We start from the raw sequence: 15,222 nt of genomic DNA, 5'->3' as shown, positions 1-15,222 counted from the left end.
AAGGGGAAGATGGTGAATTTACGTGTGGCCAGAACGCTCATGGCGTGCGCGCTGGCAATCCTGGTGCAGGGATGCGGAGTCGTCACGGTTCCTGGATTCGATTACGCCGATCCAGTGCAACGTACCAGTGTTCCCTTGGGCAAGTATGTGCCATCTGACCCGGATCGCCCCCCGGAGGGCAGTGTCGTTCCAATCACGCCAGAGCTGATCCAGGCCATGCGCCGATCGCAACCGCGCGGAGTCTCTCCCGAGGTAACGCAGCTTTTCGCGGAGCCGCAACCTTACACAATCGGTCCAAGCGATGTGCTCGGCATTGTGGTCTATGACCACCCGGAACTGCCCTCGGCCGGCGGCGTCACGATCCAGAGCTCGGATCCGACCGGGATCAGTGGAGCGCCTGGTTTTCTCGTGAATTCGGATGGCTATATCGGCTTCCCGTTCATTGGCCGGGTCAAGGTCGGCGGGTTGACCGAAATCGGGGCCATGGAGCTTCTCCAGAATCGCCTGAGCACCTATATCAAAAACCCGCAGATCACCGTTCGCATCGTCTCTTTCCGAAGCCGTCGCGTCTATGTCGATGGGGACGTGCGCAGCCCTGGCGTTCAGATCATCACGGACGTTCCCATGACGCTGCCTGAGGCAATCAACCGTGCAGGCGGAGTCACAAATTCCGGCGATCGGTCTTTCGTCACCCTCACACGCAACAGCCGCACGACCTTGATCAACATGACGCAGATGCAGGATTTCGGCATCAATCCCAGCAGCATCATGGTGCAAAACGGGGACATGATCAACGTGCGCAATCGTGACGAGAGCAAGGTCTATGTCATGGGCGAAATTCTGCGTCCGTCGGCGCTGCTCATGCGCAATGGCCGGTTGAGCTTGAACGAGGCGCTCGGCGACGCAGGGGGGCCGCACTTGACCACTGCGAACACGGCTCAAATCTACGTCATTCGCAACACTGACGCAGGTGGCATGCCCACGGTGTTCCACCTGAACGCCAGTTCGCCAACAGCCCTGGCTCTGGCCGATAACTTTCCGCTGCGCGCTCGGGATGTGGTGTATATCGATCCCGTCCCTCTGGTGCAATGGAACCGCATCATCAGCCTGATCGTACCGAGTGCATCCATTTTCAATACCGGGACATCCATCTTCAACCGCTTGAATTGATGAAAAACATCTTGGTGGTCTGCATCGGTAATATTTGCCGCAGCCCCATGGCGCAGGGAATTTTGGCAACGCAGCTGCCTCAAGTTTCTGTGTCGTCTGCGGGAATCGGCGCGCTGGTGGGCATGCCTGCCGACGATAAGGCGCAAAGTCTCATGCGCATGCGCGGCATTGACATTGGCGGCCACTTCGCCCGCCAGGTCACTCAAGGGATGTGCACTCAGTCCGACCTCATCCTGGTCATGGACTCTGAGCAACGGCGCCACCTGGAGGAGGCCTATCCCCTGGCATGTGGCAAGATATTCCGGCTGGGTGAGTTCTCCAAAAAGGACATCCCCGATCCATACCGGCAGTCTCAAGAAGCGTTCCGCGACGTGCTCACCCTAATCGACGAAGGAGTGCACGAATGGCTTCATCGAATACAAAAGTTATAGTCTGATAGCCAATGAACGCACCCGCTCCCATCCTGCCCCCGCAACCGGCCACTGCGGCCGAGGACAGTAACGAATTCAATCTGATCGAGTATTGGGACATCCTAGTCGATCACCGGTGGATCATTGCTGCGGTGACGGCGCTTTCGGTCATCATCGGCGCTGCTTACGCGCATCTCGCCTCACCGACCTTCGAATCCAATCTTCTCATCCAGGTCGAAGATTCCTCGAGCAGTCCTAAAAGCGCGCTGGGCGAAGCGGCCAGCCTGTTCGACATCAAGACACCCTCCGCTGCGGAAATCGAAATCATCCGCTCTCGGATGATCCTCGGGCAAGCTGTTGACAACACCGCCTTATTTATTAGAGCTGACCCGGTTTATCTTCCCCTGATTGGGAACTGGCTGGCTAGAAGCGCAAAAGGCCTGTCGAATCCCGGCTTTATGGGTTTTGGCGGGTTCGTCACCGGCACCGAGAAGATTTCGGTGCCTCATTTCAATGTTTCCGAGGACCTAGTGGGGGCGAAATTCGTCCTGACAGCGCTGGATGGCGGCCGCTACACGCTGGCGCACCCGATACTTCAAAAGCCGCTGACAGGCACTGTCGGCAAGCCGCTTGTCGCATCGGGTGCATATGGAACCCTCACCTTGCTTGTCTCCGCGATCGAGGCCAAGCCCGGCGCCGAATTTGAGGTGCGCCGCAGTTCGCGGCAGAACACGATCGAAAGCCTGCAGGAAGCTTTGAAACTGACGGAAGTGGGCCGACAGTCTGGCGTTATCAATGCGACCTTGCAGAACGTCGATCCTGTCCGCCTGACCGTGGTGCTCAATGAAATCGGCCGCCAGTACGTGCGCCAGAACATCGAACGCAGAGCTGCGGAAGCACAAAAGACCTTGGCCTTCCTCGATGTTCAACTGCCACAGTTCAAGAAGCAGCTTGAACTCGCCGAGGAGGCTTACAGCAGGTTCCGAGGCCAGCAGGGGACCATCGACCTGAGCACGGAATCCCGCCTGATCTTGCAGCGCATCGTCGACCTGCAGTCCAAGCTGCTTGAGTACCAGCAGCGCAGGCGCGAGCTCGAGTCACGATTCACGGCGGAGCATCCAACCATCCGCACGCTGGACGAGCAGGTCACGGCAGTCAACCGGGAAATTGAAGCGATGAACGGCCGCGTGCGCGGGTTGCCAACCGTGCAGCAAGACGCCATTCGCCTGGAGCGCGATGTCAGGGTCAACAATGAGCTGTACCAGCAGTTGCGCAACAACGTACTGCAGCTGCAGTTGGTGCGCGAAGGCAAGATTGGCAATGTCCGCCTGATTGACGAGGCGATTGTGCCCGAGAGGCCGGTCAAGCCGAAGAAGTCGGCTGTGATTGGCATCGCCTTTATCGTCGGCCTTCTCCTGGGGGCGTTGTTCGCCCTGGTACGCAACGCCTTGATGCGTGGCATTCGCGATCCGCAGGAAATCGAAGACTACACCGGCATCAGCGTCTACAGCACCATCCCGTTGAGCGCGAGTCAGACGGTGCTGGCCCGCAACGCCGCCACCAAGGTGGACGGCATTCACTTGCTGGCCGTGTTGCAGCCGCACGACCCCGCCATCGAAAGCCTGCGCAGCCTGCGCACAGCGCTGCAGTTTGCAATGCTCGAATCCTCCAACAACCGGGTCCTGATCACGGGCGCCACACCCGGAGTTGGCAAGAGCTTCATATCTTCCAACCTCGCCGCAATCATGGCGTCTGCCGGCAAGCGCGTGCTATTGATAGACGCCGACCTGCGCAAGGGCTACCTGAACAATTACTTTGGTCTCGCGCGGGGGCGCGGAGTCTCTGAACTGATCGCGGGCGGCTCGTCTTTCGAGGAGGTGGTGCGCTCGCAAGTGCTGCCCAACCTTGATCTGCTAACCACCGGCGTGTTGCCGCCCAATCCGGCGGAGCTGATGCAAAGCGGCAAGTTTGCGCGCATCCTGGAAGATCTTTCCGCACGTTATGACCTTGTCATCATGGACACGCCTCCGGTGCTCGTGGCGGCCGACACCGTGGCGGTTGCCCATCATGCCGGTACACTGCTACTGGTCGCACGAGCAGATCAGACGCAATTGGGCGAAATCCATGAGAGTGCCAAACGGATCGCGCATACCGGCGGGACTGTCAACGGCGTCCTTTTCAACGCGATCAATCTGACCAAGCGCCACTATGGAGCTTACGGCTACAAATACGGCGGCTACCGGTATCGGCACTATTCGTATCAAGCGCCGCAATGATGCAAGAAACATATTCTGCAGAATCGCCTACACCCAATCGCTGCTCGGAAGTAGTTGCAGGTAGCGCTCTCTGGCCCAGGCTCGCCCTCGCCGGCCGCCTGCTCTTGCAGTCTGCCATGTTTTTGACAACCCTCACGTCGTGCACCGGAACTTGGCTAGATCGGGACGACAGGCGCCCTAACTTGTGAAGATGAAAGAGAATCTTCGCATCGGGTACACGCCGTTCTCCATGTCGGGCAACGCTTATGGTGCCCGCATGCTGAATATTCTCAGCAGCTTCGGCAATGTGGTTCGGGTATGGAAGATTGTCAATCTGTTGCCCTGGAAGCGGCTGGACGTCGCCATCCTGAATTGGACTGAAAACGAACTGATCGACAAGAAAACCGGACATCCATCGTATGGTGGCGCGGTATTAGTTCTCCTGCGCATCTTGTTTGTCCGCCTGGCGAGCCGCAAAGTCGTTTTCGTACGGCACAACGTCTACCCGCACGACGTGCAAGAAGCCGATAGAGCGCGGCTCACGAGATGGGTGGACCAACTGGAAAGCCTCGTTCACCAGCGATGGATTCATTCAGGCCATCTCGCGAATACTTGGCACGAGTATGTTCCGCATCCGCGCTACGAATGGCCTGTAGTGACCGACCGCGTGGCCGCTCTGGCGGGAGACTCCCCCTACTACGTCATATTCGGAAGAATACTTCCGTACAAAGGTATCCACAATCTGCTTCCGCATCTGGACCGCAATCTCAGGCTCGTAATTTGCGGCCCTGCCTCGGATGCCGTCTATCTCCAACGGCTGCGGGAGCTTGCCGGTCCAAATGTCCGCTTCATCCCCAAGTTTACTTCTGAGGCCGAAGCGGCCAAGCTGGTTGCCGAATCCGAGGGCTTGATTCTCGCAAGCTCCGACGACGACATGATTGTCAGTGGAAGCTTGATCTATGGAGTTTCCATGGGAGCCACCATCTTCTGCGTCGGAAGCGCTTTCTCGCAATGGCTGACGGACAGGTTTCCTGCGGCTGCCATGTTCACCGCGCCGGACGCGCCCTCCCTGGCCAGAATTCTTAGCCAAGCCGCCAAAGCGCCGGCGGCGAAGCGCGATAACGCAGAACTACTATCACACTTGTCGGACAGTTCCTGCCGCCACTACATCGAGCAGGCTTTCATCAAATTAGGAGTCTAGTGGAATGTTCCATCCTGTTGGAACTTATGCGGCTTATCGCTTCCGGCCCAAGCTTCTGCGCTCGCCGATGCACCGTATCAGTGCCGAGTCGAGGCCAAGACGGCGGCCCTCATGCATGCTGACTACGCGAGTTTGATCCGAGCGGTTCGAGTAAGATATTCCCATAGTCTCTCCCGAAGCTTAAGGACCATTTTGCATTCCTGCAGAAACTAGCCACCCATGCAATTTCCCCCGTTCGCTGCAGCGCTTCGTCGACTGCGCAAGGCACACCATGGCGGATTGCAGGTCCCGGCCCAGCCCTACCCCATGGTCAACCTTGTGTTCTGGCGACCGGACACCCAAAGTCACAACTTCGGGGACCACCTTTCAAAGATCGTCGTCGATGCCATCCTCGCAGGGAAGGGACGCGTGCTGGAGGAGGAGGTGCCGAAGACGCGCAACTTGCTGGCCGTGGGGTCCATCCTGCATTTCGCAAACACTGGCGATGTCATCTGGGGTTCCGGCGTGAACGGCAAGATCGCCCCAGCAGCCCATCGCTTTACATCGCTGGATGTCCGCGCAGTGCGGGGCCCCTTGACCAGGGATTTCCTGCAAGAGCTTGGCATCCAGGTTCCACCGGTGTACGGCGATCCGGCCTTGTTGCTGCCCCGCCTGTTTCCCGGGCGGTTCCGGGCATCCGCATCGAAGCCTTACGTGGTCGTTCCCAATCTCCACGATTTGCGTCACTTTGCGCAGCTTCCAATCGGTACCGTGGTCTCGCCGATGGACAGCTGGAATCGCTGCGTCGAGGAGATCCTGCAGGCGGAACTCGTCATCGCCAGTTCCCTTCATGGCCTGATCATTGCCGAGGCCTTCGGGATTCCAGCGCGCTACCTGCGCGTCTCCCAGACAGAGTCGCTGTTCAAATACCGTGACTATGTACTGGGAACTGGACGGACCGAGCTCGTTTTTGCCAAGACAGTGGACCAGGCTTTAGAGATGGGCGGGATGGAGCACCCCACTTTCGATTCGCAAGCATTGCTGGATGCGTTTCCCTGGGATCTCTGGAAGGGACCGCTCGCGGCTCGGCCAGGCCACAGGCAGTCAACCAGCGCCCCATGAGTGAAATTCGCGGCAGGTTGATCAAGGGAAGCATCTGGATCGGTGCATCCCGGGCCCTCGTCAATGCTCTCGCCGCTCTGAGCACCATCGTTCTGGCCAGACTTCTGATGCCGGAAGACTTCGGTCTGGTGGCGTTGGCCACGACCATGCTGATGATTGTCAATGCCGCGACCGAGCTCTCCCTGGCGTCCGCGCTGGTGCAACATGCGTCTCCTTCGCGATCGCACATCGATACTGCATGGACACTGAGCGCATTGCGCAGCCTGGCGATTGGCGGCGTGTTCGCTGCGGCTGGTGGCCCCGCTGCCGATATCTATGGTGATCCACGACTCGCGGCGGTCATGGTGGTGCTCGGCATTGGAATCGGACTTACCGGGCTGACCAATCCGAAAGTGGCGCTGCTTCAGCGCGATCTTATTTTCTGGCAGGACTTCGCTCTGAGCGTAGCGCAGAAGCTCGTTGGCGTATTGGCGTCAATCACTTGGGCAATGGCATACAAGAGCTATTGGGCACTGGTGGTCGGCACGATTGCAATGCAAGTGACGAGCCTGGTTTTGTCGTACCTTTTCGTTCCCTACCGTCCCCGCATCTCCTTCAGCGGTGGCAAGGAACTGTTCCGCTTTTCGGGGTGGCTCACCGCGGGGCAGATTGTCAACACGCTGAATTGGAGGTTCGATTTCCTGCTGGTGGGCAAGGGGCTCGGCACGAGTGCTCTGGGTCACTATTCGGTAGGCAACAACCTGGCACAGTTGGCGACGCGGGAAGTGACGGCGCCCCTGACGAAGGTCCTCTTTCCTGGGTTTTCCAGCATCCGCGAAGACCGTTCGCGCCTTGCCACCGCCTATCAGCGCGCCCAGGGACTCGTTACCGCCTTCGCCCTGCCCGCAGGCATCGGCGCGGCCCTTGTGGCCGACCCGCTTGTCCGATTGACCATGGGCGACAAGTGGGCACCTGCGATTTTCATCGTGCAAGCGCTCGCATCAATATTCGCCGTGCAGACCTTGGCCTCCTTGTCGCAACCAATCGGAATGGCGCTCGGTGAGACCCGGCTTCTTTTCATCCGTAGCACGCAGATGTTGGCGATTCGCGTCCCGCTCATCGTCGTCGGGATGCTCGCAGGCGGGCTCACGGGGATCGTGCTCGCGCGCGTGGTGTCGGGTCTCATCGCCATCTACTTCAACCTGCGCCTTGTGCGGCGTTTCACGGGACTGGGCCTCCTGGAACAACTGGCCGCAAATTGGCGCGCCCTCGTCAGCTCCTGTGCAATGGTAGGGATCGCGCTCCTCATAGACCCCTACCTAACCACAGGGGACGCGTGGTCCCTGGCTTTTAAGATCGCCACAATTGGAATGGCCTCTCTGGCGACGTACTTGGTCACCATGATCCTGCTGTGGTTAGCCAGCGGGAAACCATCCGGCCCTGAACGGGAGTTCCAGGAACTTCTGAGAAAGCTTCTGAAACGCAAGGCCGCGTGACATGAACTTGAATCTCCAACCCATTACACCTATTCCAGTGACCACCACTCCCCGCTTGGCCATGATCGACGGCCTCCAGGCCCGAATTCACGAATGTTTGGCCCCGTTCGTGAAAGATGAACCGTTTGCGCTTCTCGATTTTCCGAATATTCGCAATGTCGGCGACTCCGCAATCTGGCTCGGGGAAGTCGCCTACTTCCGCAAGCACATAGGTCGGCAACCGGCCTATGTTTCGACTGGCTGGACGTTTTCGGAAGCCTCACTGAAACGGCATGCGCCCTCGGGCCCGATCTTCATCCATGGGGGTGGGAATTTCGGTGATATCTGGCTCGGCCACCAGGAATTTCGCGAACGACTCCTGAAGCGTTGGCCGGGACGTCCCATCATCCAATTTCCCCAGTCAATCCATTTCGGCAACCCGGGACGAGCAGACGAGACGGCCCGTATCATCGGCAAGCATGGCAACTTCACCCTGCTCGTACGCGACGAGGAGTCGAAGCACTTCGCCGAAAAAAGGTTCGATTGCCGCGTCATCTTGTGCCCCGACATGGCGTTCTCGATTGGCCCCTTGGAGGCGGCGCCCCCGACGATCCCACTGCTGGCCATGCTACGGGAGGACCGAGAGAAGGCGGGTGAGCACAACTTATCGGCGTATCCGGACGTGCCGGTCGAAGACTGGATCACGGAACCCTGGCTGCCGATCCGCATATCGAAACTTCTCGGGGCGTTGGGTGCAGCACACACGCTGGACGGCGCGCTTATACGCCAGGGCTTATTTGACGCGGCTGCCAATCAGCGTTTCGGGCGAGGTGTGAGGCAGTTGCAGCGAGCGCAAGCTATCGTGACAGACCGGCTGCATGTGCACATCATCTCCATTCTGCTGGGGCGCCCACACGCGGTACTTGACAACTCGTATGGAAAGATTCGCCGGTTCATGGACGCATTTTCCGGCGGAACCGACTTGGTCTACCGTGCCTCCTCGCTCCCTGACGCCATTCAATGGGCGAACGAGGCTGCGGGCGCCGCCCACCCCATGAAGTAGGACTCTCTGATGACCACACTGACGTTCATCATCCCCGTACGCCACCAGGACAATGCACGTGACTGGTCGCGACTGAAGGCCAACCTGGCGCAGACCGTCGCCTCCATCTCCAACCAGGCCGATGGTGATTGGAACGGAGTCATCGTCGCGAACGAAGGCGCGGACTTGCCTGATCTACCGGACCGCTTCCGTGTGGAATGGGTTCAGTTTGGCCCGAACCTGATGCATGAGAAGGGTGGGGGCTCCACGGAAGACTTCCTTGACGCCTTCCGCATCGACAAAGGCCGGCGGGTACTCAAAGGCATGCTGAGCAGCCGCGACAGCCGTTTCTTCATGATTGTGGACGACGACGACTTCGTCAGTTCTCGGCTTGCGGGATTCGTCGCCCAGCATACAGAAGCGCCAGGCTGGACCGTCAACCTGGGTTATATCTGGGACGACGGTGGCAACCTCTTGCTGCAACACGACAAGCTGAACCACGTCTGCGGTACGACCCTGATTGTCCGGTCCGACCTTTACGGGCTGCCGCAGCGATTCGAGGACGCTTCGCAGGACTACATCAAGACCATGCTGGGTAGCCATCGGCGCATCGACGACATCCTGACCGCGCGCGCGACGCCGCTGCGCCAGCTTCCGTTCCGCGGGGCGATCTACCGAGTGGGACACGCCGGCTCGCACAGCCAGGCGCCGAAGATCCTGCGCAAGTATGTGTGGAATTGGGGTGCGTTGCGGCGCCCGCAGCAATTGCTGAACCTGCTACGGCTGCGGCCGGTAGACACTGCAGTACGCAAGGAGTTCTTCGGCTCCCGTTGATCCGGCCTCAATCAACTTGAACCGAGCACACCACGCCCCGGTTGGTCTCAACGTATAGAAAACGATCCAGGCGATCAGCGCGATGTAAGCGCCCCTGTCGCGAGGACGTTTTCAATGTACCCGGTCAGTCCAGAGCGACTCGACATGACCGAGGTCAGCATCGGCGCAGGATCGAATTGCCGGTTATCTGCCCAGTCAAGCTGATCGGGACAGTCGCGGAACATGTCTGCCGCTTCGCCCCATCGCACCTGCATCCCGAATTCGCTTGCCTTGACCCGGTTCATGGGCTGCTCATTCGCAAGAATACGACTGCCAATTGCGGCCGCCTCGAGCAATTTGGTCGGCGTCTGGACGATGTGAGGAAAGTGATTGGGGAAATAGCAGGCCACAGCCGCGCATTTGTTCATGTTTTCAAACAGCGCCGGCTGCGTCAGCCTGCCAGTGAAAATAATATTGGTGTTCGCGCGATAACGTTCGCGCACTATGGGCTCGACCTCGCCCATCATCAACAGGGTCTTGCTCTGTGCGAACCGTGAAAGGAAGCTGTCGATCATCAAATGAATCCTGCGTTCACGGCTGATCGCGCCGATGTAGCAGAAATCGTATTCAGCCGCGCTGGCAACTGCCTGCCGGTAAGACAGGATGGAGTCGGGCACTCCGATATCCTGAATTACCTCGGGTACGTCATCTCGAAAAGAGTGCGTCGCCTTGATCTCCTGCTTCAGTATGCGCAGGTCCGGCTTAGCGTTAAACCGAAACTTCAGGAAATCCTTGAATGCGCTGAATCTGCCGAGTGATAGCGATTTGTAGTCGTGCACGGTCAGGGCGGCCGGTAGTTTTCTGGGATAAAACCCCATCATGTACCAACAGATGGCGTCTGACAGGTCCGCCTTGCCCGCCGCTTCGAGCGTCATTTCTTCGATCGCCAGGCGCGCCCTCCACAGTTCGCGAAATGCACCGATACTTGGATAGTTCGCCCGGCCATCGTGGATAAAGACCACTCTTAGCATGTCCCCCCCCGACAAAGTTGCTCATACACAGCCGCAGTCTGCGCGCTCATCACTTCGGGGGTGAATTTTTCCTGGTACATGTGTCGCCCTTGAGCGCCGAGTTTCCGCCAAGCTCCCGGGTCGCCATTCTGGATGGTCCCCGCCAACGCGCGCCAGTCACCCGAAGGGAACAACTCCCCATTGACCCCCGAGATCACCTGCTCAGGCAGTGAGCACGCATCGCTGGCAATCACGCACAAACCATATTGCATCGCCTCCAACGGAACCATCGCGAACCCCTCCCATCGACTCGGAATGATCAGAGCATCTGCAAACATGAAATAGGGTGCCAGTTTGCGAGAGGCGATCCACCCAGTGTATGTAACATTCGGCAGATTTGGAGGCTGCGTGCTCCCCACTACCGCTGCGCCGATCGCCGTCAACCGCACAGGGGCGCCATACAACTCCCCCATAGCCCGCAACAGGACATCAAAGCCCTTCTGCTGATCGAACCTGCCGACAAAAAGCAAATTCTTCGTCACACCCGGAAGGTACGGGTCAAGTTGTTCGCCAGAGCCCGCCTCATTGCGTACACCGTTATAGATGACGCACAAGCGATCGGCATCGATTCCGGCCTGGACCCCTTCCTGTCGTTCGAATTCGCTTACGCAAATGATCTTCGCAGCCATCGGACTCAGCATGCGTTCGGCAAGGCGATACGCTGTGAGTTTGCTGCGGCTGCCATGCTGAAGGAATGCAAACGCATGCGGACAATAGATGATCGCCGGGCGGCGATCTCGAGGCAGCGTCAGTACGGCCAAGCGCCCGATCAAGCCCGCAAAAGTGCTATGCAGGTGCACGATTTCCGGCCTAAGCATGCGGATCAAAGACAAGGTTTCGCGCCACAGCAGAAGCAACGATCTGACGTTTCTACCGGTGCGTCGGAAGATATATGCGCCAGGCAGCTTGTCCAAACCTAAATCCTCAGCATGTTCGGAAGGCACCAAATAGGAAACTTGATCGCGGCCGTATCGCTGGCACTGATCGCGAATCAGTTCTCCCATCACCGTACCAACCCCGCCCTTGCTGGTTTCGGCGATATGCAAAATCCTCATCGCCACGTGTTCGCTGAATTCGCCGTCTCAAACGGAACGGGCTGGGTGTCACGTCGGCCAAGCGTGACTCTACTGAACAAGATGCTGATGAATAGGGGGTAAAACGGTGCTAAGTGCCGCGCATAGCTGCCGTAGTCCGGCTCGAAAATGCTCTGAATGGTCATAAAGGCCAGGATCAGCACAGCGTAGTTGATCAAGCCGCCGCGCACCCCCTGCCGCAACAACGCACGAATCGCACGGAAGAACTTGACGAACGCCGTAATAGTCAAGGTAAAGAGCACCAGGTAGTATGGAGTCAAAAGCAGCAGCAGAGGGATGGGCAGGATCAGGGTGATCAATGTCAAAGAAACATTGACCCATCCCGTCAGTACATCGCCGCCGGGTAGCCAAGGCATGATCATGGTATTCGCATTCACATTCCCCTCCCGCAACCTCATTTGGTTCACTGCGTAGCGGAAATAGTCCACCCTGAAGCCCAGATACTCCTGCATTGCAAATGAGAGCACCAGCAAGGAGAAGAACATGGCGATGAATACATACCTCAGCTTCCGGGTCACCCGCATGACGAAATACAAGCCCCAAAACTCAATGATGACCAGCGACCAATACGCCCGGAAGTAATAGGCGTAGACCAATGCCAGAGCAGACCACGCCGCCAAACCGATCACGCCGCGCCGCTCCAGGAAGACGAATCCAATCAACAGGAACAGGACGATGAAATCCTTGCTGAAGGTCGTGGCATAAACGATCAACAGCAGGCAGAAATACCCGAAGATCACGAAGTCGGAGAATGCAATCGCGTCTGCCTTCGCCCTCTTGATGAAATGCAGGAAAAATCCCAGAATCACCAAGACGGAAATTGCTGGAACCGCAATGTCGCGGTCGGTCAACCCGAGAATGTTGTAGAACGCGGCCGCGCTGCCAAAAGATTCGCCCGCTGCTAATTCATCGACTGAGCCACCCGCAATCAAGGTGCTGATCTGATAGGAGTCGAAAAAGAAGTATGCGGGCAGCACGCCTTCTTTGACGAAGGCGAGGATACACATCATCAGGAAAGTTCCCATCCAGAGCAGGACGGACACACTTCTTTCCAGCGGACGTGATTTCCCGCGCGCGAAAATGGCAAAGACCTTGGGTAGGCGCATCGTTAGCGAACGAAGTCGCTCTTCAGTTTAAGGCGGTACGCGATTCTGACATACACGCTGTGCAAGCGAAGAGCGTGTATCGCGTAGATCAGTTTCAGGTAATTCGCGAGACTCATTTGGCCACGCAGTAAGTGCGGCACGAATTTGAACACGTAATAGAGTGGCGCCACCAAGGACTTCAGAATCGCCTTGAGGCGAAACGGCTCTTGAAACACGGCATCCACATGACGCAGTCGGTAGGCCCCCCCCACGATCCGGTGAACCTTGGAAATCAGCTCATCGAGGTCGCTTCGCATTGCATGTTTGACGACCGAATCACCACAATACGCGAGTCGGCTCCCCCCTGCCACGGCCCTGCGCGTGAACTCCGCATCTCCACCCGAATAGGTGACGGGGTCGAAGGCCCCCACTCGGTCGAACACCTGCCGGCGCACGAATAGGTTGGCCGTAACCGCATACCCCGCCTTCACATTATCTTCTTGCCGGAAGGCGAAATGGTTCTCATACAGTTCCGCACAGGTGCGCGGTGGCGCACCTGTTTGGGTGAACAACGTGACGCGGCCAGCGACCAAATCGACTGAAGGATTCTCGCGGAAAAACGCAAGGGCACGTGCCACCCAATCCACCTGCGGCAAGCAGTCCGCATCGGTGAATGCAACCACGGAAGCCGTCGCAGCGGCGATCCCCGCATTACGCGCGACATAAGACCCGGGGCGCGGCTCATGCAGCAGCGTGACACGCTCTCGGTAAGTCTCAGGTAGCTGGATCGACGGCGTCTGCCCGTTGTCCACGACGATGATCTGAAGTGAACCAGCGTCTTTCTGCGCCAACAGCCCGTCAAGGCATACAACAAGCCCACCCGCATCCTGGAAGCAGGGAATAACCACGCTCACGTCAGCCATCAATCAACATCCATCTGTGCGCACACGATCTGTCAAAGGCGGAATGAAGGCAACCCCGTTAGCGTCAATTGTGTCCCGCTTCGACAGGCTCACCAACGCCCCCGATCCCAAGCAGATGCTGGCTAATACGCGGAGAAAGTCCACGATAGACATGCAATTCATGCGCCAATGCTCGCTGCAGCACCTCGTTCTTCACGCCCGATGCCGTGGTATTCGAAGCCCAGCGCCGCTAGCTGCGTTGGGTCGTATTGGTTCCGTCCGTCAAAGATGACGCGCCCTGACATGGACTGAGACAGTTTGCTGAAATCCGGATGGCGGAAAGGCTTCCATTCGGTCACCAGCACCAGCAAGTCGGCGCGCTCAGCCGCCTCGTACTGGTCCGTTGCGAAGCTGAGTCTGCCCGAGGCGAATGCCTCCTCAGCGAACAAGGGACGGGCAGCCTCCATCGCCACCGGATCGAAGGCAACGACTGTCCCGCCGGCCGCCAGCAGCGCCTCGATGAGCGGTTTGCTGGGCGCCTCGCGCATGTCATCAGTTCCGGGCTTGAACGACAAGCCCCAGACACACACCTTTTTCCCCGTCAGCTGCGCGCCGTACCGCTTCTCGATCTTCTTGAACAGCACACGCTTTTGCTCGGCGTTGCGCTGCTCGACCGCCCTGAGCACCACAGGCTCGAAGTCCTGCTTCTCGCACATGTTGACCAAGGCCTTGACATCCTTGGGGAAGCAGGAGCCACCGTAACCCGCGCCGGGGTAAATGAAATGGAACCCGATGCGCTGGTCGCTGCCGATGCCCAGGCGGACATTCTCGACGTCGACGCCCAGGTGCTCGCAGAGATTGGCGATCTCGTTGATGAACGAGATTTTTGTGGCCAACATGGCATTGGCCGCGTACTTGGTCATCTCTGCATCGCGCACGCTCATATGGACAATGCGCGGATGATTGCGCACGAAGGGAGCATATAAATCGCTCATGACTTCGCGCGCCCAGCCGGTGCTGCTGCCGATGACGATGCGGTCGGGGCTCATGAAGTCAGCGACCGCCGCGCCCTCCTTCAGGAATTCTGGGTTGGAGACCACATCGAACTCCACCTTTGCACCGCGCCGGTCCAATTCGGCTTGCACCGCATCGCGAACCAGGTCGCCAGTACCGACGGGCACCGTCGATTTGTTGACCACCACGCTGCGCTGGGTGAGCCGTTGCCCGATCTGGGAGGCGACGGCCTTCACGTGCGTGAGATCGGCGGAACCGTCCTCGCCTGAAGGTGTACCGACAGCGATGAAGATCAGCGACGAACGGGCCATTGCCTCACCGAGGTCGGTGGTGAAAAGCAGGCGGCCAGCGGCAGCATTGGAGACGACAATTCCCTCCAGGCCTGGCTCGTAGATCGGGATGACGCCCTTTTTGAGGGCTTCAACCTTGCGTTCATCGACATCGACGCAAGTGACCGAGTTGCCCATCTCGGCGAAACATGCCCCCGTTACCAGGCCGACATAGCCCGTTCCCACCACTGTCAAATTCATGTGTCAGTCCGTCTATTTGTGGCGCGACGCGCCTGAGAATGATGGGCGAATTTTGGCATGGGGCATGCCACGCCCGGACGA

The 15,222-nt window shown here is 58.4% G+C and carries 13 protein-coding genes; 8 read left to right on the top strand and 5 right to left on the bottom strand.

Annotated elements, in window-relative coordinates; all coding sequences use genetic code 11:
- Positions 1-9: 9 nt before the first annotated feature.
- The 8 genes from Q0632_RS20610 to Q0632_RS20575 all read left to right on the top strand — a co-directional run bounded on the left by Q0632_RS20610 (position 10) and on the right by Q0632_RS20575 (position 9,467).
- Positions 10-1,170: a polysaccharide biosynthesis/export family protein gene (locus Q0632_RS20610; protein ID WP_298933757.1), complete on the top strand. Its 1,161-nt coding sequence runs from the start codon at positions 10-12 to the stop codon at positions 1,168-1,170.
- Positions 1,170-1,601: a low molecular weight protein-tyrosine-phosphatase gene (locus Q0632_RS20605; RefSeq protein WP_298933756.1), complete on the top strand. Its 432-nt coding sequence runs from the start codon at positions 1,170-1,172 to the stop codon at positions 1,599-1,601. Before Q0632_RS20610 ends, Q0632_RS20605 begins: the two co-directional genes overlap by 1 nt.
- 11 nt (positions 1,602-1,612) lie before the next feature.
- Positions 1,613-3,856, top strand: coding sequence for a polysaccharide biosynthesis tyrosine autokinase (locus Q0632_RS20600; RefSeq protein WP_298933755.1), 2,244 nt, complete (start codon positions 1,613-1,615; stop codon positions 3,854-3,856).
- Between the two features lie 190 nt (positions 3,857-4,046).
- Entirely contained in the window at positions 4,047-5,036 is a 990-nt protein-coding gene (locus Q0632_RS20595; RefSeq protein WP_298933753.1) for a hypothetical protein, read from the top strand.
- 219 nt (positions 5,037-5,255) lie between these two features.
- Positions 5,256-6,137 carry a polysaccharide pyruvyl transferase family protein gene (locus Q0632_RS20590; RefSeq protein WP_298933751.1) on the top strand — a complete coding sequence of 294 codons (882 nt, stop codon included), beginning with the start codon at positions 5,256-5,258 and terminating at the stop codon, positions 6,135-6,137.
- A complete protein-coding gene (locus tag Q0632_RS20585; RefSeq protein ID WP_298933749.1) occupies positions 6,134-7,612 on the top strand; it encodes a lipopolysaccharide biosynthesis protein in 1,479 nt (492 codons plus the stop codon). Before Q0632_RS20590 ends, Q0632_RS20585 begins: the two co-directional genes overlap by 4 nt.
- Before the next feature lie 61 nt (positions 7,613-7,673).
- Positions 7,674-8,654 (top strand): polysaccharide pyruvyl transferase family protein, encoded by a 981-nt coding sequence (locus tag Q0632_RS20580; protein ID WP_298933869.1) that lies wholly within the window; start codon positions 7,674-7,676, stop codon positions 8,652-8,654.
- 9 nt (positions 8,655-8,663) lie between these two features.
- Positions 8,664-9,467, top strand: coding sequence for a galactosyl transferase (locus Q0632_RS20575; RefSeq protein ID WP_298933747.1), 804 nt, complete (start codon positions 8,664-8,666; stop codon positions 9,465-9,467).
- Positions 9,468-9,541: 74 nt separating this feature from the next.
- Here Q0632_RS20575 and Q0632_RS20570 read toward each other — a convergent pair whose 3' ends face one another.
- From Q0632_RS20570 to Q0632_RS20550, 5 genes are all read right to left on the bottom strand, one after another.
- On the bottom strand, positions 9,542-10,468 hold the full coding sequence (locus Q0632_RS20570) for a glycosyltransferase family 1 protein (RefSeq protein WP_298933744.1): 927 nt from the start codon (positions 10,466-10,468) through the stop codon (positions 9,542-9,544).
- Between the two features lie 2 nt (positions 10,469-10,470).
- Positions 10,471-11,562, bottom strand: a complete 1,092-nt coding sequence (locus Q0632_RS20565; protein ID WP_298933742.1) for a glycosyltransferase family 4 protein — start codon at positions 11,560-11,562, stop codon at positions 10,471-10,473.
- Between the two features lie 5 nt (positions 11,563-11,567).
- Positions 11,568-12,653: a hypothetical protein gene (locus tag Q0632_RS20560; protein WP_298933740.1), complete on the bottom strand. Its 1,086-nt coding sequence runs from the start codon at positions 12,651-12,653 to the stop codon at positions 11,568-11,570.
- 65 nt (positions 12,654-12,718) lie between these two features.
- Positions 12,719-13,618: a glycosyltransferase gene (locus tag Q0632_RS20555; protein ID WP_298933738.1), complete on the bottom strand. Its 900-nt coding sequence runs from the start codon at positions 13,616-13,618 to the stop codon at positions 12,719-12,721.
- 158 nt (positions 13,619-13,776) lie between these two features.
- Positions 13,777-15,141, bottom strand: coding sequence for a UDP-glucose/GDP-mannose dehydrogenase family protein (locus Q0632_RS20550; RefSeq protein WP_298933736.1), 1,365 nt, complete (start codon positions 15,139-15,141; stop codon positions 13,777-13,779).
- Positions 15,142-15,222: the final 81 nt, after the last annotated feature.

Origin of the sequence: uncultured Ramlibacter sp., assembly GCF_936925435.1 — a bacterium.
Classification (GTDB): Bacteria; Pseudomonadota; Gammaproteobacteria; order Burkholderiales; family Burkholderiaceae_C; genus Ramlibacter.
The sequence above is the reverse complement of the archived record's forward strand: the minus strand, read 5'-3'. Positions and strand labels throughout refer to the sequence as shown.